Origin of the sequence: Bartonella sp. OC16QHHD (genome assembly GCF_042194035.1) — a bacterium.
In the GTDB taxonomy this organism is placed as follows: domain Bacteria; phylum Pseudomonadota; class Alphaproteobacteria; order Rhizobiales; family Rhizobiaceae; genus Bartonella.
The window spans coordinates 14,161-37,376 of sequence record NZ_JBHIMJ010000070.1 but is presented as its reverse complement, the minus strand read 5'-3'; the positions used below and the strand labels follow the sequence as shown (position 1 = coordinate 37,376).

At 36.4% G+C, this 23,216-nt stretch carries 19 protein-coding genes; 11 read left to right on the top strand and 8 right to left on the bottom strand.

Translation table 11 applies throughout. From position 1 onward, the window contains the following. The first annotated feature begins 26 nt into the window (after positions 1–26). The 9 genes from ACFIK1_RS07095 (at position 27) to ACFIK1_RS07055 (ending at position 10,110) form a co-directional block, all read left to right on the top strand. On the top strand, positions 27–386 hold the full coding sequence (locus tag ACFIK1_RS07095) for a hypothetical protein (RefSeq protein ID WP_375662447.1): 360 nt from the start codon (positions 27–29) through the stop codon (positions 384–386). A 449-nt stretch (positions 387–835) separates the two neighbouring features. Then, entirely contained in the window at positions 836–2,218 is a 1,383-nt protein-coding gene (locus ACFIK1_RS07090) for an amino acid permease (protein WP_375613124.1), read from the top strand. A gap of 952 nt (positions 2,219–3,170) precedes the next feature. Beyond that, positions 3,171–3,332, top strand: coding sequence for a hypothetical protein (locus tag ACFIK1_RS07085; RefSeq protein WP_375617748.1), 162 nt, complete (start codon positions 3,171–3,173; stop codon positions 3,330–3,332). A gap of 113 nt (positions 3,333–3,445) precedes the next feature. Then, on the top strand, positions 3,446–3,859 hold the full coding sequence (locus ACFIK1_RS07080; RefSeq protein WP_375662446.1) for a hypothetical protein: 414 nt from the start codon (positions 3,446–3,448) through the stop codon (positions 3,857–3,859). A gap of 36 nt (positions 3,860–3,895) precedes the next feature. Continuing rightward, positions 3,896–4,615, top strand: a complete 720-nt coding sequence (locus ACFIK1_RS07075) for a filamentous hemagglutinin (RefSeq protein ID WP_375662445.1) — start codon at positions 3,896–3,898, stop codon at positions 4,613–4,615. A gap of 19 nt (positions 4,616–4,634) precedes the next feature. Next, the gene (locus ACFIK1_RS07070) at positions 4,635–5,033 is read left to right on the top strand and encodes a hypothetical protein (protein WP_375662444.1); all 399 of its coding nucleotides are present in this window, start codon (positions 4,635–4,637) and stop codon (positions 5,031–5,033) included. 361 nt (positions 5,034–5,394) lie between these two features. Further along, positions 5,395–5,796 carry a hypothetical protein gene (locus ACFIK1_RS07065; protein ID WP_375633850.1) on the top strand — a complete coding sequence of 134 codons (402 nt, stop codon included), beginning with the start codon at positions 5,395–5,397 and terminating at the stop codon, positions 5,794–5,796. Positions 5,797–5,958: 162 nt separating this feature from the next. Next, a complete protein-coding gene (locus ACFIK1_RS07060) occupies positions 5,959–6,408 on the top strand; it encodes a hypothetical protein (RefSeq protein ID WP_375662443.1) in 450 nt (149 codons plus the stop codon). 948 nt (positions 6,409–7,356) lie between these two features. Further along, positions 7,357–10,110, top strand: a complete 2,754-nt coding sequence (locus tag ACFIK1_RS07055) for an autotransporter outer membrane beta-barrel domain-containing protein (protein ID WP_375662442.1) — start codon at positions 7,357–7,359, stop codon at positions 10,108–10,110. A gap of 271 nt (positions 10,111–10,381) precedes the next feature. On the opposite strand, the gene ACFIK1_RS07050 is transcribed toward ACFIK1_RS07055, so the two are convergent. From ACFIK1_RS07050 to ACFIK1_RS07035, 4 genes are all read right to left on the bottom strand, one after another. Then, entirely contained in the window at positions 10,382–11,644 is a 1,263-nt protein-coding gene (locus ACFIK1_RS07050; protein ID WP_375662441.1) for an acetyl-CoA carboxylase biotin carboxylase subunit family protein, read from the bottom strand. Between the two features lie 236 nt (positions 11,645–11,880). After that, entirely contained in the window at positions 11,881–12,585 is a 705-nt protein-coding gene (locus ACFIK1_RS07045) for a DMT family transporter (protein WP_375662440.1), read from the bottom strand. Beyond that, positions 12,582–13,787, bottom strand: a complete 1,206-nt coding sequence (locus tag ACFIK1_RS07040) for a DUF6421 family protein (protein WP_375662439.1) — start codon at positions 13,785–13,787, stop codon at positions 12,582–12,584. The genes ACFIK1_RS07045 and ACFIK1_RS07040 overlap by 4 nt, the downstream gene beginning before the upstream one ends. Before the next feature lie 125 nt (positions 13,788–13,912). Continuing rightward, positions 13,913–14,335: a hypothetical protein gene (locus ACFIK1_RS07035; protein ID WP_375662438.1), complete on the bottom strand. Its 423-nt coding sequence runs from the start codon at positions 14,333–14,335 to the stop codon at positions 13,913–13,915. Positions 14,336–14,981: 646 nt separating this feature from the next. On the opposite strand from ACFIK1_RS07035, the gene ACFIK1_RS07030 reads away from it, so the two are divergent. Further along, the gene (locus ACFIK1_RS07030) at positions 14,982–15,764 is read left to right on the top strand and encodes an ATP12 family chaperone protein (RefSeq protein ID WP_375633843.1); all 783 of its coding nucleotides are present in this window, start codon (positions 14,982–14,984) and stop codon (positions 15,762–15,764) included. Positions 15,765–15,798: 34 nt separating this feature from the next. Here the strand turns inward: ACFIK1_RS07030 and ACFIK1_RS07025 are convergent, their stop codons facing one another. The 4 genes from ACFIK1_RS07025 to uvrA all read right to left on the bottom strand — a co-directional run bounded on the left by ACFIK1_RS07025 (position 15,799) and on the right by uvrA (position 22,288). Then, the gene (locus tag ACFIK1_RS07025; RefSeq protein ID WP_375621407.1) at positions 15,799–16,344 is read right to left on the bottom strand and encodes a hypothetical protein; all 546 of its coding nucleotides are present in this window, start codon (positions 16,342–16,344) and stop codon (positions 15,799–15,801) included. 156 nt (positions 16,345–16,500) lie between these two features. Then, a complete protein-coding gene (gene glnA / locus ACFIK1_RS07020; RefSeq protein ID WP_375662437.1) occupies positions 16,501–17,910 on the bottom strand; it encodes a type I glutamate--ammonia ligase in 1,410 nt (469 codons plus the stop codon). 59 nt (positions 17,911–17,969) lie between these two features. Further along, positions 17,970–18,308 carry a P-II family nitrogen regulator gene (locus ACFIK1_RS07015; RefSeq protein ID WP_375662436.1) on the bottom strand — a complete coding sequence of 113 codons (339 nt, stop codon included), beginning with the start codon at positions 18,306–18,308 and terminating at the stop codon, positions 17,970–17,972. A gap of 1,064 nt (positions 18,309–19,372) precedes the next feature. Further along, positions 19,373–22,288, bottom strand: coding sequence for an excinuclease ABC subunit UvrA (gene uvrA, locus ACFIK1_RS07010; protein WP_375662435.1), 2,916 nt, complete (start codon positions 22,286–22,288; stop codon positions 19,373–19,375). A gap of 330 nt (positions 22,289–22,618) precedes the next feature. Between uvrA and ssb the strand changes: the two genes are divergently transcribed. Further along, positions 22,619–23,125, top strand: a complete 507-nt coding sequence (gene ssb / locus ACFIK1_RS07005; protein ID WP_375633841.1) for a single-stranded DNA-binding protein — start codon at positions 22,619–22,621, stop codon at positions 23,123–23,125. Positions 23,126–23,216 lie beyond the last annotated feature (91 nt).

The window sequence follows — 23,216 nt, the reverse complement described above, 5'->3', positions numbered from 1 at the left end:
TATTTATAATAAAAAAGGAGAAAGGAATGTTTAAAAGTGCTAAATTATGTGTTTCAATAACAGTTCTTTTTTTTTCTCAAATTCTTGAGATTCATGCAAATTTTAGGAGAGGTAGCTTTCCAGAGGAAGTTTTCATTATGATAGTGGCCCAAGAGAAAGAGCCTCTTATTTCAGCGAAAAACAAAGATTTTATTGCTATCTCAGGGCAAATTTCCAGAGGTAAGGAGAACGCTATCATCGGACCAACAATCAAAGATGCTCTTTTTACCGTATATTTTTTTTTCATTGGAAAGCTTGTCGTTAAGGCAGCTGGAGTCCTTAAAAGATGGGTTGTAGATAGATTTTCTCATGCTTTTGAAAACTTGCGAGATTCGTATTATCATTAATTGAGCTATTTAATTGGCGTAAAAAGTTTTTTTTATAAGCTCAAAGAAAGTTGGCTTAAAGTAACAAAAAATTAATTGTATGCATAGTTAATGTGTTTGTTATGAATTTTTAGGCTTCTATTTCAGTACACTGAAATAGAAGCCTAAAAGTTTAGATTACATTAAGGTTAATTTTCTCTGTAAAAAACTAGAGAATACGAAATGAATTAAATGACAATTATGAAAAAATTCATTATCACTTTATTTGAATAAAATAATACGAAATTGCAGGCTATAAAAGCTGAATAATTCGCAATAAAAGTATTTTTTCATTGTTTAGAGCAAAGTGTTGGACTGGCTGGTCTTCGATGTTTTTTGAAATATATTTGTGAAAGAAACATAAGGCTTTATTTCTCATAGAGCTGTTATCGTGGTGTGGATTGTCAGCATTTCAAAAAGTAAGGAAAGAAATGGCAATAAATGAACTGAAAAGAGGGATGAGTAAGCGCCAAGTTATTTTTTTAGCTCTTGGTTCTGCTATTGGAACAGGTCTTTTTTATGGGTCTGCACAGGCAATTAAGCTTGCGGGTCCCAGTGTTTTGATTGCCTATTGTATTGCTGGTTTAGCTATTTTTATGGTTATGCGGGCTCTAGGAGAGATGATACTTCATAATCCATTGCCTGGTTCTTTTGCTCGTTATGCGGCAAATTACATATCACCATTAGCAGGTTTTTTAACGGGATGGACATATGTATTTGAGATGATTCTTGTTGGTTTGGCTGATATTACAGCTTTTGCGACTTATATGGGGTTTTGGTATCCTGATGTTGCTCCTTGGGTATGGGCACTGAGTATTACATTAATCATCACAGGTATTAATTTAGCTGCTGTAGAAGTCTATGGTGAACTAGAGTTTTGGCTATCTTCTATTAAAGTTATCGCTATCATTGCGATGATTATTTTAGGAATAGCAATTATTTTTTGGGGGTGGGGTGAAGGTGCAGATTTTTCTACCGTTACTGTTCATAATTTATGGAAAAATGGTGGACTTTTTCCCAATGGTTGGTTTGGTTTTTTAGCTTGCTTTAGTGTTGTTGTTTTTGCTTTTGGTGGCATAGAAATCATTGGCATGGCAGTCATGGAAGTTCAAAACCCTCATCAAACGATTTCAAAGGCAATTAATTCTACTCCAGTTCGTATTTTGCTTTTTTACGTCATGACGTTAGCTATTTTAATGTCTCTTTATCCTTGGAATGAGATTGGTCTCATGGATAGCCCTTTTGTATCCATTTTTGAAAATCTTGGGATTTCATATGCAGCAAATATTTTAAATATTGTTGTTGTTACAGCGGCTATTTCAGCAATGAATAGTGGAATGTATGGTGCTTGTCGTATGATCCATGGTTTATCGCAGGAAGGTTATGCTTTAAAAAAGTTTCAATATTTATCAAAAAACGGTATACCAGTTTTTGTTATTTTGATGATCTTTGGTATTTTTCTTCTTGGTGCTGTCCTTAATTATTTTTATCATGAAAAGCTTTTTTTTCTTATTGCTGCAATGGCAACATTTGCGACAGTTTTTGTTTGGATGATGATTCTACTTTCACAATTTTTTATGCGAATTAAGATGCCTAAAGAAGCTCAGAATGGTTTAAAATTTCCCATTCCATTTTGGCCAATAGGATCGATTTTTTCTATTTTATTTATGGTTTTTATTTTTATTCTCCTATGGTACTTTGATGAGACACGACCAGTTTTAATTATAGGTGTTATTTGGATTGCTTGGCTTGTTATTTGTTTCTATGCACTTAAACTTTATAATTTTAAGCAAAAGAAGCTGAATAAAATGTGAATAGAGAAAAAACTCAAAACAAATAGCTGATGTCATCAGGAGAACAGGTGTTTGATTGTTTTCTCTAAAGGTTAGAACAATCTAGATTGAAAAAATCTGCTCGTTATTATTTTGCTTTGGAAGTTTTTGTGAGCCATTGCTTACGGTAACGACAAAATCATATAAATATTAGGCGTTTTTTTGATGGTGAGCTGTGCCATCAATATAAGTCTTTCAGGTTAAAATGCCTAACAGTGCAAATAGATTTTACCAGATACATGATTATAGGCAGATATATTTTTCTAAACGTATTAATGAAGTTCTGTTTCACGAAAGAAGTTATTGTAAGAATTGTTTTTTAAGCTCTTTAAAAAATTGGTTGTTTAAATTTTGTTGTTTAGAAAATTACTATTGCTTTTAGAAGCGAAGATAAAGTTCTTTATGTATTTTTTCTCAAAGAGGATTGGCGTTGGTAGAAAATAGTGGATAACAAAGTTACATGAGGCATTGTATCATTGTTTTTACAAAAACTTTAATAAACAGCAGCAAGGTATTACAATAAAATCTCATAGAAGAGTAAATTAAAGAGAACAATGAACGTGTGACAGTTTTACGATTCTTATTGTTATTGTTCTCACAAGAGGAAGGATCAAACTTATTTTTTTAATATTGATACAAGAGTAATTTTTATTACAAGTGGAGGCGGACAAAATGCACTCCGCAACTGTATTTCGGTGCAAAATTATTCAATATTACCATAAAAGGCGCTCAAGAACACTACGACTAGCAAAAACAATCATCGGAAAATGGCTTTTTACACGAGAAATCTTCCAATAGCTCTGAAACACACACAACAACAATTCTCTCTATCCTTGAGGCAACAGGCAATGTTGATATGGATGTACAATGAGATGCTACGATTATTGCTTCTCATCTGATTTCCGGTCAAGATATCAATGTAATGGGAGAAAGTATGACGATTGTTGGCATGACAGACCATCATAGCAGCCATTCACAGACGCGTGAAACAGGTTTTGATGGGAATAGATTTGACTTTGTAAGCAGAATTATTAGCGGTAATGGCTATACCTACGAGACGATACCTGCTGGCAGTAACGTTTGGATAGAATGGTAGAGAGTGGCTACAAATCCCATAAATCCCCATACTTGCCTTGGAGATGCGAGCCAAGCATGTCGGTATGTTCATGGCTCATTCAATCGAGTACAAGTCCCTTTAAGGAGGAAAAAATGAAACAAAGCTTAAAATTATTGAGTATAATAGTTCTGTTAAGTATCGCTGGATGTCAGTTTAATAAAACTCCTGGAGGGTATTTGAGTGCTTGGGAAAAGCCAGGAGCAGATTTTACTGAAATAGGAAAAGCATTATTAGAATGTGGTATGCCAACTCCTTATGATGTCGATCCAGAAAACAGAAAGCAGAGCGTCAATGCAAAAGCAACAACTTATGCTTGCATGCTTCAATCAGGTTTCCGCTATAAAGATGAAGAGGTAGCAAGAGCGGGTGGGCCATGTTATACTTTTAGAGCCGAAAACTTGCCCATTTGTCGTCCGGGCGCTGTCATCCCGAGGCGCAGTGTCAAGAAGCGCTTAAACAGCCCTTTTTGTAAAAAGCATCCAGAACAATATGAATGCTATCCTTAAATCTTGCAGCTAGTGATAAGCAACAATCCGCTATCCTTGCCTTCGCTTGGAATGGCGGGATTGTTCCCTCTCTTTCATTATTTAACGTATGAAGAAAAGCAGCATTTGCAAGAAGGTTCTGATGGCAAGGTGCATGTATCCTTTAATGGCATCTTTACTCCACCAGAGGAAGCCGCTGTTTATACAGAGCAACATGCGAAGGATAAAAATAATCCGCTTTATTTTGTTGTGTTCCCAGAAGCTGATTCTGCTATCTCAGAACTTCTGGTCGCGGGTTATCAGAAGTTTATGGAAAATAACTTTTGGGGTTTGACCAATTCCACACAAGAAGCAAAAGATTTGGTGTATAGCCATGGTATTACAGGGTTGGAACTTTATGGACATAGCCGCGGTACCATAACATTGAGGAATATGCTGTATTATTTCAAACAAGAAGGTGTTCGCGGGATAGCCGACAACACGAATATCAATTTCTATGGACCAGCCTTTAATGTTTTAGTTGCATCCGGTCTGTTAGGTTATGTGAGTGATGGCAAACAAACCACTATTGGCTTTGATGGGAATAGATATGACTTTGTAAGCAGAATTATTGGCGGTAATGGCTATACCTACGAGACGATACCTGCTGGTAGTAACGTTTGGAAAGAATGGTGGAGAGTGATCATGAATCCCATAAGCTTCCATACTTGTCTTGGAGATGTGGGTTATAAATGCCAAAAGTTTTATGGCACATCTCATTTAGAACAAAAGCCTTGAATTAAATCATGGAGTAAAAATGAAACAAACTCTAAAATTATTAAGCGCGATAACTCTATTGAGTATAGCTGGGTGCCAGTTTAATAAAACTCCTCCAGGAGAGATAGCTACGTGGGAGAAACCTGGAGCAGATTTTACTGAGGTAGCAAAAGCATTATTAGAATGTGGTATGCCAACGCCTTATGATGTTGATCCAGAAAGCAGAAAGCTCAGCTACAATGCAATAGCAACCATAGAAGCTTGTATGCTCCAATCAGGTTTCCGTGATAAAGTGGGGGGGACTTGGTGCGAGAATCATAGAGCCGAAAACTTGCCCATTTGTCGTCCGGGTGCTGTCATCCCGAGGCACAGTGTCAAGAAGCGCGTGAACAGCCCTTTTTGTAAAAAATATAAAAATGCACCTGAATGCAAACCTTAAGTCTTGCTGTTTGTGACGATCACAATCCCTACCTTCATGTTTCTCATACCCGTACGCGGGGGGCTTAATTCAGCATGTCAATGCTATTTATTTATGGGTACCACAACTGTTGGCGCAATAATATAAAATATCTATTTTGGTTGTAATCAAAATATTGATAATAATTATAAGCATATCGTTGATAGATATATGATTTTAGTAATAATTTTACCGTATTTTTGATATAATAATTATGGCATAATCTTCGGAAAGATAAAATAATATAGGTTGATAATGTTCATCATTGTTTTGGAAATAAAAAACAGCATGTAAAATATTTATAGATTGTTTCGTAATATCAAAATTACTCAAGGATAGGAAAATGAAGCAGATTTTAAAATTATTAAGCGGGATAACCTTATTTGTTATGGCTGGATGCTACCCTGAGCAGCCTTCTCGAACAGCTGTAGATGCATGGGAAAAATCCGGTACTGATCAGCTTGAGATCAAAAAAGCTCTGTTAGAATGTGGAATACAGCATCTTGATGGTCGTCTTGATACAGAAACAAGTACGGATGAGAAATTCAATGCTGAGGAGTCTGTGAATGCATGTATGATCCAAGCAGGTTTCCAAGATAAATTGGGAAGAATGAAGTGGTGTGAGAAATATAAAAATCTTCCAATTTGTCAGCCTGATGCAGTTATTCCTCAGCGAAGTGTAGAGAGGCGTTTGAATAGTCCTCATTGTCAAGAGCATAAAGAACAACCTGAATGTCAACCTTAAGTATTGAGGCTGCTGTAATCAAAAATCCTTACATTCTTGTTTTTCCATGGGGGGGTGGGATTGTTTCTTCAATATCTATATGCTAACAAAAGTCATCTTGCGTGTGAGTAAATATTAGAAGACTTATCAGTCTTTCTATCGTAAATATTGACGGAGGGGGAAATGAAAAAAACATTGAAATTATTGAGTGCTATAATTTTATTAAGCTCTGCTGGGTGTATTAGCAAACCTCCCCCATCGACGTTAGAATTATGGGAAAAGTCTGGTGTCAGTAAGTCTATGGTCCAACAAGCACTGTCAAAATGTGGTTGGAAACCAATCTACGCTTCTTCTAAAAATATGGATTCGCGTGCAAGTGATTTTGCAGCAGTTTATGAGTGCATGACTAAAGCAGGTTATCGGTACAAATTACAAGATTCAAAGGGAATCTATTTTTCATCAACGCCGCGAAGTGATTCATTTTTAGTCAATTTAATGGTAGCAGGGTATCAGCAGGTTATGGACAATGATACTTTTGGTGTAACCAATTCGACAAAACAAGAGCGAGATTTGATGTTACGTTTTGAAAATGATAAAAAGCGCCAGAAAATAAAAAAAGCTTTGCACAAGTGATCATCAACAGTAGAACGTTGATTTTTAAAGCAATAATTAAATAAAAATATTAAACGGGAGAAGAGAGAAATATAGCTCTTTTGTCTCCAATGTAGTTATATTCATCAGCTACGAGATTGGCAATAGTGTTGTGGTCAGATGATGCTAGCGGAGGATAGTGGGTTGTTGTTTAGAGAAATTTATTCAATATAAAGAATGGCAAATAATAGCTTTGCTAAAATATCTGCTTTAACGATAATCAACAGATAGCTTTCATAGAGCTAATTTTGATGAAATTTTATTTTGGTGTTTTTTAAGTTCAGAATGGTGAGTGTTTTACTGTATTTTAGATTTTATCAAAAGATCTAAAATATTACATTTATTAATTCAAATCATTGATGATAGGGTATTAGGAGAAGTTTTTTATTTATTCAAATTTCTTTGTTAGATATTTAACATTTTTAATATAGAAATTGTGTACATTAGCTTATACATTAGTGTGCAATTTCTTGTTTTTTTGTTGTGGTTGAAGAGATGATGCGGTTATAGATTTCGTATATTGTATCTTTTTGTGCTGTGTTTTATTAAAACGTTTTAATCGTTTAATCTTAAAAGTTATTCTCATGTTGTTGTATTTTTATTTTTTTGTGGTGAGATAAATTGAATATTATATCTCTTCAAAATTCGCATTTTTTCACGTTTTTTTAAGATTGGTTTTTGGGCCTTTTGTAATTACAGTTTTCAGCGGTTTTTGAGATGCCTTCTTTAAAGGGATTTTCATCCTAAATGGTATTTTTAAACTTTTTGTTCTTTCTTTACATAAAACACAAAACATATTATTGAATGCTATGATTTTATCATAAAAAATAAAATAATTTTGTTTGTTTTGTTCTTATTGTGTTTAATTTGTGGTTTATTTTTTTTCCAGCATTTTTTGTTTTTGTTGAAAAAAGAAAGTTTTGAGAAACAATGATAGTCAAGGTATCTAACAATCACTTGTATTCGTGCTTTTTTACAGCAGCTATTTTTTCTTTTTTGTTAAATATAAATATTGAGGCACATTCTCATTCATATACATCACTGTCATGTGATGAAAACAAATTACCTTACGGATGCAGTGATGGTTCAAAGCATACAATTAGTGATAAAGTATATAAATTCACGGCGCCTGTTAAAGAAAAGAATGGGGAGGGTCGTTCTCTCATGTTACCTGCTGCTATAGTAGTGCAGGAGCCAAATACAGTTATTCAGGCAACGCGTGTAGAGGTTGAAGCTACTGCGGGTATAGAAGATATTTATGGTGTTTTTGTATCACGAGGGGGAAAAATTGTTTTGAGCGATTCAGCTTTTAAAAATGTATCAATAGGTCTTAAAGCTGATAGTGGAATGATTGAGGTTAATCGTGGAACAATTGAGGCTTCTCAGATTGCTGCTTATGCAGAGAAGCGAGGAGCATCTGTTACGTTAACGAATACAAAAATTAAAGTGGAAGGTTTGGGTATCGGTCAAGAGAGTGCTCTTTTCGTTAGTGCTGATGCGGGTATTCAGATGAAAAGTGGATTTATTGATGTGAATGATGCTGCTGCGCTTTATGTGGGGAGAGGGGGGAGTGCGACTTTAGATGGTGTTACCATTGCTTCAAAATATCAAAAAACAGAAGACAAAGAAAATACAAATGAAAAAAGTACACATACAGTTTTCAATGTAAAACATCAGGGTTCTGTTTATGTAAAAAATACGAATATTATTTCTACGGATGTTCATGTTTTAACAGTTGGACAAGATTCTAACACGCCATCCAATAACGGCAGGGAAGGAAATATTTTAATTTCGCGGGTTAATATTGAAGATTCAACAATTAAAGCAATAGGTAACAAACATGGTATGTATTTTGAGAGGGATGGGGAAAATGATGCGTATGAACAGGGGCTTGTCTTTTTGAAAAGGACGATTTTTGAGGTTCCAGATGGGACAGCTGTTCATAGTAATAACAGTCGTAGTTATATTGGAGTAACAGAAGGTACAAAAATTTTTGGTGACTTATTATTAACAGTTGAAAAGGGGGGGAGTGTAGCGATTTTGGCTAATTCTTCTTCATTGATAGGAGGGACTCGTGTTGCCGATGATTCTATTGCTGAGCTTTATTTAACAGGGGGATCAAAATGGTTTTTGACAAAAAGAAGAGAGATCGATTTGCAAGTTGCAAACCGTACAAGTTCGTCTATTTCATTTGTGAAAGTTTCTGATAGTTTTATTGCTTTTGAGACTCCAATGTTTCAGGAGTATCAGACACTTCATATTGGGAAGGGAGAAAAAGAAGTTTATAGTGCGCAAGATAGGGCAGATATTTATCTCAATACGCATCTCAGTAGTGATGGTTTGCTCGATAATACAAAAACTGATCGGCTTTTAATACATGGTGATGTTTCTGGAAAAACAACAGTTTATGTGCAATTTGTTGCAGAAAATCAGGGTGAGATAGCAACCGGTGAAAATGCTCATAGTATTTCACTTATTCAGGTTTCTGGAAAAGCGGCAGAGGATTCTTTTCAGTTAAATCGTGCTTATATCGCATTAGAGGGTTTGCCTTACCAATATTATCTTCATGCTTATGGTCCAGCTTCTGCTCTTGGAAATGCACAAACTTCTCAAAGATTGGTTGAAGGAGATGGAGATTTTTGGGATTTTCGCCTTGAAAGTAAATATATTCAGCCTGCTTTAGAGGTGTCTGCTATTCCCCCTTCTGAGTTAAAGGTCAGAGAGGTTGTTCCACAAGTTCCGACCTATCTTTTGTTACCAAATGCTTTATTTCATGTTGGGCTCATGGATATTAGTCATCAACAAAAGCAGTTGCAAGTTAGGCGGTCTATTCCTCGTAAATTATTAAAAGTTGAAGGGAACTTTGCTTTATCTGTCCACGATTATGGTGGGAGTTATCGTTATGTCTCAGATCTTTCTACACTTAAATATGGGTACGATGGTCATGTTGATTATAACGCTATAAAAACAGATATTTTGCTCAAAACAATAGAGAGCGCATATAGTACGACATCTTTTGGGATTATGGGAACCTATGGAAAGCTTTCTTTACAACCTCATAACGTGGAACAAAGTCAAAAGAGTACATTTAATAAATGGTCATTTACGGCATACGGTAGTGTGGAACACAAAACTGGTTTTTATATAGATAGTCTTTTATCTTATGGTTTGTTTAAAGGGGATGTGCGTAGCCATGTTTGGGGTAAGACGGCGACATTAAAAGCAAATCCTTTGAACGTTTCGTTTTCTGCTGGTAAAACGTTTATGACAGGATATAAAGATCTTATTTTTGATCCGCAACTTCAGCTTATTTATCAACATCTTCAATTTGATAAGTTTCGTGATATTGATGGATTTGATGTTGATATGAAAAAAATGAGTCAATGGTTTGTGCGTGTTGGTGGGCGTTTAAGTAAAACATTTACAGCCTCTGATAAGGATCTTATCACTTCTTTTTATGGCAATATTCATCTTGCTCATTGTTTTGGTAAAGAACAATTTGTTCATTTTAAAGATGTTTTTCAGTTGAGTGCTTTCGGTTCTTCCTTAGAAACAGGTTTGGGTATCAATTCCCAGTTTTCTTCTAAAGTTACACTTTACAGTGATCTTAGCTATCAGCATAGGTTAACCAAGGCTGGTTTTTCTGGAGTTCATTTTTCTGGTGGTTTGCGCTATCATTTTTAATAAATCTTTTAAAAAAATAATAAATGTGATTTTCAAAGTCTTGTTCTACTATCGGAATTAAAACCATTGTTTGTGCAGAATTTTAGTTGCTTCTTTTAATAATGATATCATGTGTTTTAATAAATATGAAAATATTGTGTTGATTTATTTTTATCTACTATAGCATTTTTCAAATGCTTTAAAAAATTTGTTCATCTGATAAACAGATTTAAAATGAGAAAATCCTACGATATCGGCGTTCTCATTCAATATGAATAACGATAAATTATCATTATAAATCAGTATTTTGCCATATGATGCTTAAGGTATCATCGAGCCATTTATGGTAATTGCGTGCTTCTTCGTTTGAGTTATGAACAGAGAAAATAAAACCAGGATATCCACCAAATGCTGGTGGAGGTGGTGAAATGTGATTGGTTTCAAAAAAAATGATAGTTCTGGCGGTTTGAGGATGCTGTGCAACCTTATCTAGACCTGAAAATCCAGAAAACCGTCCATACCCATGAAGAGGAATAATATAATTTGCCGCCACTTTTTTAGCTAGGAGTATATCGGGAAGGTCTAAGTTTTTTTCAGCTAAAGCGGCATTCATACATAGTTTTGCAAATGAAATTCCTGTGCCTTGCTCAACAATAAAATGGGAAACACCTGATCCACCTATACGAGCGCCTATCTCAATGATATAAGGTAAATTATTAGCATCTAGGCGTAGCTCTACATGGGCAGCTCCCATATTTATACCAAGAGCTTTAACTCCAGAGCATGCAGCCTCACATAAAGCAATAATTAAAGGATCATCTATATCACAGCGTTGACGATAAATTGTTTCTTCAAACCATGGTCCCTCAGGCTGTCCCTTGTCTCCAACGGATAGAACGTGTACACCTGCTGTATCAACAAAGCATTCTACGACAAACTCTTTTCCTGGCAAATACTGTTCTACGACTAAACCTACAGGTTTATTTTTATCATTAAAACGTGCCATGTCTTTATGCTGAACATTCCATACGGCTTTAATGAGATCAGGAAGTTCGGTGGAATTTTTAGCTAACATGACGCCTGCACTTGCCCATCCAGAGACGGGTTTAATAACGAGTGGACAGTCTAAGGCATGTACTTGTGATAGGTCTTCTGGATTATCTATATAAAAGAATCCTGGTGTTCTTAAGCCTGCTTTAGCAAAAGCTTGACGCATGAGATATTTATTTCTGGTTAATGCTGCTACTTCTGGTTCAATACTTGGAGTATTGATTTTTTTTGCAGCCAAAGCTGTCCATAGAATGGCTTCTTCGCGAAGGGTCATAACCCCAGCAATATTGCGTTCTTTTGCTCCTGTTGCAAAAGTGTCTAGAGCTAGCTCTGGGTTATCAAAAACAGGAAGTTGCCAAGTTGAAGTGACTGCTGCGGGGTGTTGAGTGGGAGCGCTTTCAGCGGTATCATAGATCATTACTAATTCGATATTAGCTGCTTGTGCTGCTTCAAATATAAATGGTAATTTTGCATTGCGCTGGCAAACTAACGCGAGTTTTTTCATTTTGTTTCCTTATTAAATTTGGAGTTTTGAGAATGGCGTTTATGTTGCCATGTAGATACCTTTGATGCATCTATAAATAAGAGTGTCATCCCTATAACAACTACAATCATAGCAATTATTTTGATAATGTTGAGAGAAGGGCTCGAGTCGATTATCCATTCACATGCAACCACTGCAAAAGGGGATAATACGCCGATAGTGTTGGCGTATAATACGCCTCCTTCGGCTAAAACTTTTTAGTATAATACGTAAACTGGTGCCGAGCAAACAGTTCCTAAAATCAATATTTTAAATATATCTTCTAACTTAAGATATAAGAGTGGGGCAGGATCAAAAATAAATAATGGCATAAATGATGCTGCAGAAATTGTCGTGATCCAAGCCAGTGAGGTGAGCAAAGGTAGATTTTTAAGATAACGTTTAGACAATAAGCCATAAGCAGAGTAAGAAAGGGCTGCTGTTAAAGCAAGAGCTATTCCTATTAGGCTGTATCCACCTTCTCCACTGTTTATATTGAATACTACAGCTGCTACACTGACAATTATCACTCCACTAAGCTTCAGCCATGAGAATTTAAGGACATTTGTCAATGCACCTAATATATAAGTAATTCCTGGAATAGTAGCGAGCACCATGGTTAAATCACTGGCTTTGAGTGATTTTAATGCACCAAAGCTGCATACAAAATACAGCGAGAATCCTAACACTGATAGAATTAAAAAAGAAGGTATCATGGAAAGCAATGGTAGGGATCTGAAAACAGCTTTCTCACGAAATACTGCAATCAGCCATAAGGTGGCAGCGGTGGCAAACAACCTAAGTCCAACCGCATGCATGACGGGTATATTGCTAACCAAATTCTTAGATAATAACCAACTTATGGAAAACAATGCTAGAATGGCAAAAGTAAATAATAGTAACCGTCCTTTTATAAAACTCAATGATTTAATCCTCTAATCACTCGCTGTGCATAAGATGATGTTGAAAAATTAAATCGTGACTGTGAAGTTTGCGGCTTTCCAAGATTATTTTGGATATAATCCTTAGCTCTTGCCAAATAAGCGTCATCATCTAATGCTTCAAGTGCTTCTATATCTGCTATCATCAATATTATTACTTTTTCAAGACGCTCCAAATCAAATTGAAGATAACCTTGATTTGTTTCAATCAATGCTTTGTTCCGCATCAATATGTCAAAAAGCAAGATCCCTGTAGCAGCATCGAATGTCATATGCTGATCAGAATCTTTTGGATAACGGAATATGCGTTCTAATAGGACAAATTCAGTTATTTCTTTCCAAAATTTTGGATGATTTTGTAGCATAATACGCACTGTAATTAAATCAACTTTAGTTTCTTCTAGAAGACCAGTGAACCAATTTAATTTTATATATAGGTTTTTATCCAATGGCCGCGGTCCAGTATGATGTCCATAGTCATGATAATAGCCCCACAAACAGCGAGCATCGTAAATGTCTTCTTTAGATAAGTTTCGACTATGCAATTGACCGAACAGGAATTTACTATCACGGCCGAGTAAACGTTCAGCTTCCACAATTGTTTGCTTATTGTAAATATCAAAGAATTTACTGAAAAAAAACAAAGCAAATGCTTGCTTATCAATTTTTTGAGCAGTCGCTACAGATTCTGGGAATAGAACAATGCAATTGCCTTCTAAAAACCCCCTTGACGCTAGTCCCATTTTTATACATTGAAAAGGTGATAGATAATTATTTGTATATTTTGAGGCGTCAGCAAGATAGGCCGTTTCATGACGATATCCTGTAACTAATTCCAGCCGGAATCCTTCTGGATCAGGTCCATTTGTTGCACGCATTGGAGCCAAGAAAAACAAGGGAGCATCTGGTAATGGGGCTTTGAAAGCAGCCAAAGTGTTATCAAATTGAGGAGGGGTCGTTAAACCGCTGATCATCCACTGATGAAGATCATCAGAAATGGTCGCTAAAAGTTTTGGAGATAATCCGTCAAGAATATTAGCATGGTGGTTCAGCAGAGTGATCAATTCATTGATCATATTATTATCTGCTGAAGTTGGTTCTTTAATGCTCCCATCTCGTTCTTGGCGCATACGGAATTTGTCAACTAAGTTAACAATGGAAAGAAGCGCTTCAGATTTTTTCATGATTAGTTGACTTTAGTGAGTGGAGCAAAAAGGCCATTGGCACTTGTCCAAAATTTTCGACAATACTCAGCCTATAGCGATTTGCCGCAACCGATGTTGTGATACAAGCATCGGCTTTTTCAGCCTTACAAAGAAACGGCTGCATCAGCATTGCTGTTGGCAAATACTTTGTCATATTGATGAGCTACCAGAGATTGCGGGGCAGGATGAGTCGCTACGGTTTTAATTTCATCAATGTTATTGCGTTTAGCTAAAACCATAGAGTGAGTAGGCATGATAAAGCTGTCAAATAATTGCATATCACCTAAACGGGTAAATATGAGTGTATGCAAATCAGGGTAAGCAGCACAGCTTAAGAGATATCCATCCTTTTTCTGAGCAAATTCATTAAATGCTTCTTCAAGAGTTGCGTATAAGATAATACGGGATCTCGAGTCAGTGAAAAAAACACTTCTATTGTGATTGTCAAGCCACCACTGTGCTGCTGCTGCACAGTTAGTATCTGCAGGGCCAAGTGTATAGATAAAAGTATTATTTTCAGATTGCATGATCTCTATTCTTTATAATTATATGCCTAAATTTAAACTATTGTAATATGTAGAGTATATCAAGCACAATGCGTTAAGTAATTTAGTGCTTTATAAAATAATGTATATATGAAAGAAAATTTACAATTATAATTTTGTCTGTTCATTATTCTATCATGCCGTAAAACATTGTCTTTTAGGGGAGTAATTGAGCAGAAAAATTCTATGCAGGGTATTTATTGGATATGTTAGAGAATTATTGGAATGGTTAAGCGAAGGTGAATGACACGTAAACCGTACTGCTCTATCATTTTTTGGATGAGCAGCGTTTTTGAATCTGTTCATATTGATAATACTATTATAGGTGAATAATAAGCAAATTGGTAAGGCGTGAACATCTTTGCCATAAAACTCAATATATTTAACTTCTTAATTAAGATAATACTTTTAAAAATTGTTTTACTATTATGATTGTATTAAATATATAAAAGGCAATCATCATTGTCTTGTTTGTAAAAGAAACATGAAATATAACTCTTAAGTTAGATTGAGATTGGCAAGATTTTTTTCTTCTTTGGAATCGTTAAGAAGGTCAGATTAAACCTTATTGAAGCTACAGAACCTAAAGAAACAGTCGCTTTCTTGAAAAAATCAGAGGTAAACAAATATGCGTGAGATTTTGGATCATTTTGATATGCCATTGAATAAAAAGAGTTCTGTTCAAAAGATTCAAAATCTTTCATTCCAATCACACCCAAAACGGTTTTATAAGCAAGTGAAGATCGCTTGTGAGGAGGGCGGCTTTACGATTTTGTTGGATGAACGTCCTGTAAAAACGCCCGCAAGGCGTCATTTTCATGTGCCAACAGAAGTGTTTGCTGAATACGTTGCTCAGGAATTTGAGAACCAAAAGCACGTTGTTGATCCTGCAAAAATGCCGATGACGCGTTTGGTTAATACTGTTATTGATGGTATCGCTGATGATATGCAGGCGGTTTTTGAAGATTTATTGCGTTTCGTTGCATGTGATATGATCTTTTATCGTGCACAGACACCTAAAGAGTTGGTGCAAAAACAATCTGAACAATGGGATCCTTTATTAGATTGGGCAGAAAAAAAACTGGGTGCGCGGTTTTATTTGACAGAAGGGCTGATGCATGTGGAACAATCACCAGAAGCACTTCAAGCTGTGAGTCATTATTTACGTAGAGTTGAGTCTGCTTATATGCTTGCGGCACTTCATATGATGACAACATTAACGGGATCTGCTCTCATTGCTCTTGCTGTTGCTGCGGGAAACATTGATGCTGATCATGCTTGGTCTATTGCCCATTTAGATGAAGATTGGATGATGGAGCAATGGGGAACGGATAAAGACACAATAGCACGCCGTGCTCATAAAAAAGTTGAATTTAATGCTGCTGCTACAATTGTTACAACTTGTTTATAGGGGAAAATCTTTTATTTACGTGCATTCTTTTCGCTCAGAGTATTTTTGTGACTTTTTGAGGATTGGTTTTTACTTTATCAAGTCCAGGAAATAGTTCATTGGTTATGGTTAAGAGCGCTTCGTCATTGCCACGGATAAAATACCATTGGTTATCGTGAAGTAGGGCAATAATTTCAGTTTGAATAGAGCATTTTTTTCCAGCATTTGTTGTGGTTACAAGCTCCACGGGTATAACAAAATAAGGGGTACCATTATCAAGGGTACCTTCACGTTTTTGTTTTTGATCAATGTTGATTGTTTCAATCTTGTAACTTTCTGCCAACCGTTCTATTTGGCTTTTCATGATTTGTAGAAATTGTGATTGATTAAGATTTTTTTTGGCGGTTAAGCGGTTGATGACTTGGGGAGGAATAGCATTTAAGATGGCATTTGCATCGGCATTTTTAAGTGCTTTACTATAAGCAGATGTTGCTTTCTCAAGAGTTGTAAGTTTTTGGTTGGTTATTGTATGTGCTTTAGTTGTTGATGTGATAAAGACAATGCATAAAAGAACGGGAACGAGAAAACAAATTCGCGGCATTAGAAACCTTTGTTAATTCATTTGAAGAGATTCAACACATTATAAAGGAAAAGCGGACGAGCAAAAAGCCTCTTGCGCTTTTGCATGAGAAGAATATCCACAAAAATGGAGGCTTTTGCCTCCATTTTTAAAATCAAAAGAATGCGTATTGATTGTTTAAACAGAATAGTACATATCAAATTCAACAGGATGGGGTGTTGTTTCGTAACGCAAGACTTCTTGCATCTTTACTTGAATGAAGGAATTAATCTGATCATCATCAAAAACGTCGCCAGCTTTAAGAAAGCCACGATCTTTGTCAAGTGCTTCAAGCGCTTCACGCAGGCTTCCTGAAACAGTAGGGATTTCTTTAAGTTCCTTTAAGGGAAGATCATAAAGATCTTTATCCATAGCATGTCCGGGATGAATTTTGTTTTTGATACCGTCAAGACCAGCCATTAAAAGGGCTGCAAATGCCAAATAGGGATTTGCTGTTGGGTCTGGAAAACGAACTTCTACGCGTTTTGAATTTGGTGAGGAGCTCATAGGAATACGGCAAGATGCAGAACGATTACGTGCTGAATAGGCAAGAAGAACAGGAGCTTCATAACCAGGAACCAAACGTTTATAGGAGTTTGTGGATGGGTTGGTAAAAGCATTTATTGCTTTTGCGTGCTTAATAACACCACCGATAAAAAACAGACAGGTTTCTGATAGTCCGGCATATTCATTTCCTGCAAAAATGGGTTTACCATCTTTCCAAATGGAAATGTGGACATGCATTCCAGAGCCGTTATCACCAAAAACTGGTTTTGGCATGAAGGTTGCTGTTTTCCCATAGCTGTTTGCTATTTGATGTACAACATATTTAAAAATTTGCATCTTGTCAGCCTCGCGAACAAGTGTATCAAAACGAATACCCAATTCATGTTGGCCTGCTGCTACTTCGTGATGGTGTTTTTCGACCTGTACGCCCATATCCTTGAGTGCTGTGAGCATTTCAGAACGCATATCTTGGCAGGAATCAATCGGCGGAACAGGAAAGTAGCCTCCCTTTATTCGTGGGCGATGCCCTAGATTTCCTGTTTCATATTCCGTATCATCATTAGAGGGAAGTTCACTTGAATCGAGTTTAAACCCTGTGTTGTAAGGGTCCGTTTTATAGCGCACATCATCAAAGATAAAAAACTCTGCTTCTGGACCCACATTGATTGTATCTCCAATGTTTAAAGATTTCATATAAACCTCAGCCCTTTTGGCGATAGAACGAGGATCTCTACGATAAAACTCACCAGAGACAGGATCAAGTACATCACAAAATATGACCAAAGTAGATTGAGCAAAAAAAGGATCAATATGTGCTGTTGCTGGATCTGGCATTAAAACCATGTCAGATTCATTAATTGTTTTCCAACCAGCAATTGAAGAACCATCAAACATGACACCATCACTAAAAGTATCCTCGCTGATCTCTGCGATATCCATTGTAATGTGATGCAATTTTCCTCGTGGATCAGTAAAACGTAAATCAACAAAACGGATTTCGTTGTCTGTAATCTGTTTGATAATATCTGATGCGGTTGTCATATTCAATTTCCTTAATATGGCGTTGAGGTGGATAAAAAAGTGAATTTTCTCGTTATTTATTAAAGGGCATCGATACCGGTTTCGTCCGTGTCTATACGAATTGCATCATCAATGGAAAAGACAAATATCTTTCCATCCCCTATATGTTTGGTTTGAGCTGCTTTACGTATTGCATCAACAGTTTGTTCCAGTTTTTCATCGGACACAACAATTTCAATCTTTACTTTAGGTAGAAAGTCAACAACATATTTCGTACCACGATAAAGTTCTGTATGTTCCCTTTGACGACCAAAACCTTTCGCTTCTGTTACTGTAATACCATGTAACCCAATTTTTTGAAGCGCTTCTTTCACTTCATCAAGTTTGAAAGGTTTTATAATGGCTTCAATTTTTTTCATGCTGAAATTATCTCCAACGTTATTTTGTCTTTTTAGACTGCATCACATTATATTGACAACTGTAAGATGTCCAACAGATACTTTGTGCACAAAAAGTCGAAAATAATGATACTCTAAGCTCTTTTAGGAGAGTTTCTTTTGTAGAATACAGCCAAATACTGTTTTTTGGGAAAAAACTTACAATTCTTATACAAGAATTCAAATAATATAATAAAAGAGTTTTGTTTCTTTTTTGTTAGATAATATCTTGACTTATAAGGATAATTAGACTCTCTCCACATTAAATGAGAAACTCTAATAGCGTAAGATTTTCTCATTTTAGATCTTTTTATCGTCAATCAATCAAAACGATACTTTTATATATCATAAATAGTTATGAGTGTGTGGATAACAACATTTGAAAAAAGAAATAAAATGCTTTTTATGAAAGCTTTCGATAACTAAAGGCTTTACAATATTAGGGAGTAGGGAAGACAAATATTGGAAAAGAGTGTGATGATGCCGATTCATAAATGTAAAGATGGTGGTGTACAATAATGAGTTTATCATTATAGCATTCATAGGAGCCGTCGTGAAATGGGCTTGAGAGCATTGAGAAATGTTTCTTTAAAACAGATGTGGGAATTGGCAACGCAAATATATTCCGTTTGGGGCGTTTTGTCCCTTCGTGAGGAATGTGATCTTCATTAAGGAACGCGATAAATAAAAGCGTGAAGCAATGGCAATCTTCATTATAAGATATTGCTGTGGATGTCTTTGAAAATCATAAAGATAAATTAAAAGGAAATGGAAAGATAGGAACTTATTTATACCCTTAAAACTTCGTATTCTTCTCAGTTTAGGCTGTCTGGTCGTTTCAGGTATAAACAAAACAGAGAATAAATACGCAATTATGCGCCCATTCTTATTTGATAATACGACAACTGAAACAGCTTATAAAGCGCTAAATTGTTTTTAGTCTTTGCTTCAAACATGTTGCACCACTGGAATTAGGTGTTGGTTTACAGGTAATAATAAAAGTACAGGCTTTGTTAGTATGCTGTATTTTACAATGGAAAGCGTTTCTAAGAATTGGAATTATAGAGAGATGGGCGCAGTAAAACATCTTTTAGAAATTTTCCCGTATAGGAAGCGGGAACCTTAATGATGTCTTCAGGGCGTCCAATTGCAACAATTTCACCACCGCGATCTCCACCTTCTGGCCCTAAATCAATAATCCAGTCGGCTGTCTTTATAACATCAAGGTTATGTTCAATGACTATAACTGTGTTGCCTTGCTCGACTAGTTCGTGAAGCACTTCAAGAAGTTTGGAAATATCATGAAAATGTAAACCTGTTGTCGGTTCATCCAAAATATAGAGTGTACGTCCCGTTGTTTTACGAGAAAGTTCTTTCGCAAGTTTTACACGTTGTGCTTCCCCACCAGAAAGTGTGGTTGCTTGCTGTCCTACTTTTATGTAACCCAATCCTACTTTAATGAGAGTTTCCATTTTATTATGAATAGCGGGAATAGCTTGGAAAAATTCCTCTGCCTTTTCAATTGTCATATCCAAAATATCGGCTATAGACTGTCCTTTGAATTTTATTTCTAGTGTTTCTCGGTTATAGCGTTTTCCTTTACAGACATCGCAAGTAACATAGACATCAGGTAAAAAGTGCATTTCAATTTTGATGACTCCATCACCTTGACACGCTTCGCAACGTCCTCCTTTAACATTAAATGAAAAACGCCCAGCTTTGTAACCGCGGGCTTTTGATTCTGGAAGATCGGCAAACCACTCACGAATCGGTGTAAAAGCGCCTGTATAGGTTGCGGGATTAGAGCGTGGGGTGCGTCCAATAGGGGACTGGTTGATATCGATGACTTTATCAAGAAATTCTAATCCTTCAATTTTGTCATAGCTGGCAGGGCTGTGATGAGAGCCCATGATATGATGTGATGCTGCTTTGAAAAGCGTTTCAATAAGAAATGTTGATTTTCCTCCTCCAGAAACACCAGTTATGCATGTGAAGGTTCCAAGAGGAATATTCGCATTGATATTTTTGAGGTTATTGCCTTTGGCGCCGATGATTTTAAGTGTTTTCGTTTTTGATATTTTGCGTCGCTCTGTCGGCATTTTAACAGCCATTTTTCCTGAAAGGTATTGGCCTGTGAGAGAGGCTGAATTTTCTATAATTTCCTGCGGTGTCCCTTGCGCTATGATTTCTCCACCATGAACGCCCGCGGCAGGCCCCATATCGACAACATGATCCGCTGTGAGAATAGCATCTTCATCATGTTCAACAACAATAACTGTATTGCCAAGATTGCGCAAATGGCGCAGCATTTCCAACAGGCGTTCGTTATCGCGTTGGTGTAAACCGATAGATGGTTCATCTAAAATATAAAGAACGCCTGTAAGACCAGAACCAATTTGGGATGCCAACCGAATGCGTTGGCTTTCTCCACCTGAAAGCGTTCCTGAATTTCGAGACAAGGTAAGATATTCCAATCCTACATGATTTAAAAAAGCCAAACGTTCACGAATTTCTTTTAAAATACGTACGGCGATATTACGTTGTTTTTCTGTGAGATATTGATGAACATTGGCAAACCAATCATCTGCTTTTAGAATAGAAAGATCTGATATTTGCCCAATATGCATTCCGTTGATTTTTACAGCAAGTGCCTCTGGTTTTAAACGATAACCGTGACAAGCTGGGCAGGGCGAAGAAGACATATAACGTTCGATTTCTTCTCGAGACCAAGCAGAATCGGTTTCTTTCCAGCGTCTCTCCATATTAGGGATGATTCCTTCAAAAGGTTGGGTCGTTTTATGCGAACCAGAATTATTTTTATAGATAAAAGAAATTTCATCTCTTTTTGTACCGTAGAGAATAGCCTGTTGTGCTTCATTAGAGAGTTCACACCATTGATCTGTGAGTTTGAAACCGTAAGCTTTTCCTAATGCTTCTAGGGTTTGGCTATAATAAAGTGAATCCGATTTAGCCCAAGGAGCAATGGCGCCATTTTTGAGGGTAAGATTTTTATTGGGCACAATTTTCAGTGGATCCATTGCTTTTTTGATGCCCAGTCCATCGCAGAGAGGACAGGCGCCAAAAGGATTATTGAACGAAAAAAGGCGTGGTTCAATTTCAGGAATAGAAAAACCCGATACAGGGCAGGAAAACTTTTCTGAAAAAATGAGCCGTTTGTGTGTATTATTTTTCGACTTATGAGCAGATTCCTTTGTCGTTTCTTTTTGTGCTAAGGGTTGGTCTGCCATTTCAGCAATGGCAAGCCCATTTGCTAGCTGTAAACAGGTTTCTATACTATCAGCCAAGCGAGAGGTGATATCCTTCTGTACAACAATGCGGTCTACCACGACATCGATGTCGTGTTTATATTTTTTATCAAGAGGTGGAATATCAGCGATTTCATAGAATTTTCCATCAACTTTAGCGCGTTGAAATCCTCTTTTTAAAAGTTCTGTTAGCTCTTTTTTATATTCTCCCTTTCGTCCTCGCACCAAAGGGGCCATAATAAAAATTCGCGTTCCTTCTGGTAAGGACATAATTTGATCCACCATTTGGCTTACTGTCTGGCTTTCAATAGGAAGTCCTGTCACAGGAGAATGAGGAATACCAATACGTGCAAAGAGAAGACGCATGTAATCGTGGATTTCAGTAACGGTACCTACCGTTGAACGAGGATTGCGACTGGTTGTTTTTTGTTCAATGGAGATAGCTGGAGAGAGACCGTCTATGCGGTCGACATCGGGTTTTTGCATGACTTCTAAAAATTGGCGTGCATAGGCTGAAAGGCTTTCGACATAGCGACGTTGTCCTTCAGCGTAAATTGTATCAAACGCTAAGGATGATTTCCCTGATCCAGAAAGTCCTGTTATAACAATGAGTTTATCACGAGGAAGATCGAGATCAATATTTTTAAGGTTATGCTCACGTGCACCGCGAATGGAGATATATTTTTGATGAGTCATACTTTATCCTTGGCATATGTGGCAAAAATTGAGCACCTAAAATGGAATAAAACTGTTTTTTTAGAATTATAATGTGTTTAACTGCTTTAATGCAAAAGGAAGGTATAAGTTTTGTGAAAAAAATACAAATGAGCAGCTTTTTATTCTCTCGTGGTGGAATAAACTATGCGTTTTTATCATCTTTTGTTATAATTACACTGAATACAATATTGGTAAAGGATAGCAATACCCATATTGATGGTCAATTGCGACATGTAAATTGAAGGTCAAGATGGTTATAACTGTTATAGAACAGAGTATTTTACAAATTAAAATTTTGGAGTTTATGCGATGGCTGGTAGCCTTAATAAAGTTATTTTGATTGGTAATCTTGGTGCGGATCCTGAAATCCGCCGTTTAAATTCTGGTGACCAAGTGGCAAATTTACGTATTGCTACTTCAGAAAGTTGGCGTGATAGGAATACAAATGAGCGAAAAGAACGCACTGAGTGGCATAATATTGTTATTTTTAATGAAAACCTTGTCAAAGTTGCAGAGCAATATTTAAAAAAAGGCAGCAAAATTTACATTGAGGGGCAGTTACAGACAAGAAAATGGCAAGATCAAAATGGAAATGACCGTTATACAACAGAGGTTGTTTTGCAAAAGTACCGTGGCGAATTACAAATGCTTGATGGGCGGGGAGCCGCGGGCGGGGAGCAAGGAGCAAGTCAAGGGGGGAGTTATAGTGGTGGCTTTGCCGATAGTAACTCAAATCAGAGAAATACGTTTGGTCAAAATAATAATCAATTGGGAGAAAATTTTTCACACAAATTAGATGATGACGTACCTTTTTAAGAGTCTTTATTTGTCGTATTACGATTACTTTATGATTTGTTTGTTTCAGATTTTTGAAGTTTAGCGAAGTGAAAATTGTTGATTATTATTG

What these genes read in the sequence shown, in the direction of transcription:
- ACFIK1_RS07060 (WP_375662443.1), top strand. Translation starts at nt 5,959, where the DNA reads ATGAAAAAAACATTGAAATTATTGAGTGCTATAATTTTATTAAGCTCT.
- ACFIK1_RS07030 (WP_375633843.1), top strand. Translation starts at nt 14,982, where the DNA reads ATGCGTGAGATTTTGGATCATTTTGATATGCCATTGAATAAAAAGAGT.
- ACFIK1_RS07025 (WP_375621407.1), bottom strand. Translation starts at nt 16,344, where the DNA reads ATGCCGCGAATTTGTTTTCTCGTTCCCGTTCTTTTATGCATTGTCTTT.
- ACFIK1_RS07055 (WP_375662442.1), top strand. Translation starts at nt 7,357, where the DNA reads ATGATAGTCAAGGTATCTAACAATCACTTGTATTCGTGCTTTTTTACA.
- ssb (WP_375633841.1), top strand. Translation starts at nt 22,619, where the DNA reads ATGGCTGGTAGCCTTAATAAAGTTATTTTGATTGGTAATCTTGGTGCG.
- ACFIK1_RS07015 (WP_375662436.1), bottom strand. Translation starts at nt 18,308, where the DNA reads ATGAAAAAAATTGAAGCCATTATAAAACCTTTCAAACTTGATGAAGTG.
- ACFIK1_RS07035 (WP_375662438.1), bottom strand. Translation starts at nt 14,335, where the DNA reads ATGCAATCTGAAAATAATACTTTTATCTATACACTTGGCCCTGCAGAT.
- ACFIK1_RS07065 (WP_375633850.1), top strand. Translation starts at nt 5,395, where the DNA reads ATGAAGCAGATTTTAAAATTATTAAGCGGGATAACCTTATTTGTTATG.
- ACFIK1_RS07050 (WP_375662441.1), bottom strand. Translation starts at nt 11,644, where the DNA reads ATGAAAAAACTCGCGTTAGTTTGCCAGCGCAATGCAAAATTACCATTT.
- ACFIK1_RS07070 (WP_375662444.1), top strand. Translation starts at nt 4,635, where the DNA reads ATGAAACAAACTCTAAAATTATTAAGCGCGATAACTCTATTGAGTATA.
- uvrA (WP_375662435.1), bottom strand. Translation starts at nt 22,288, where the DNA reads ATGACTCATCAAAAATATATCTCCATTCGCGGTGCACGTGAGCATAAC.
- ACFIK1_RS07085 (WP_375617748.1), top strand. Translation starts at nt 3,171, where the DNA reads ATGACGATTGTTGGCATGACAGACCATCATAGCAGCCATTCACAGACG.
- glnA (WP_375662437.1), bottom strand. Translation starts at nt 17,910, where the DNA reads ATGACAACCGCATCAGATATTATCAAACAGATTACAGACAACGAAATC.
- ACFIK1_RS07090 (WP_375613124.1), top strand. Translation starts at nt 836, where the DNA reads ATGGCAATAAATGAACTGAAAAGAGGGATGAGTAAGCGCCAAGTTATT.
- ACFIK1_RS07080 (WP_375662446.1), top strand. Translation starts at nt 3,446, where the DNA reads ATGAAACAAAGCTTAAAATTATTGAGTATAATAGTTCTGTTAAGTATC.
- ACFIK1_RS07040 (WP_375662439.1), bottom strand. Translation starts at nt 13,787, where the DNA reads ATGAAAAAATCTGAAGCGCTTCTTTCCATTGTTAACTTAGTTGACAAA.
- ACFIK1_RS07095 (WP_375662447.1), top strand. Translation starts at nt 27, where the DNA reads ATGTTTAAAAGTGCTAAATTATGTGTTTCAATAACAGTTCTTTTTTTT.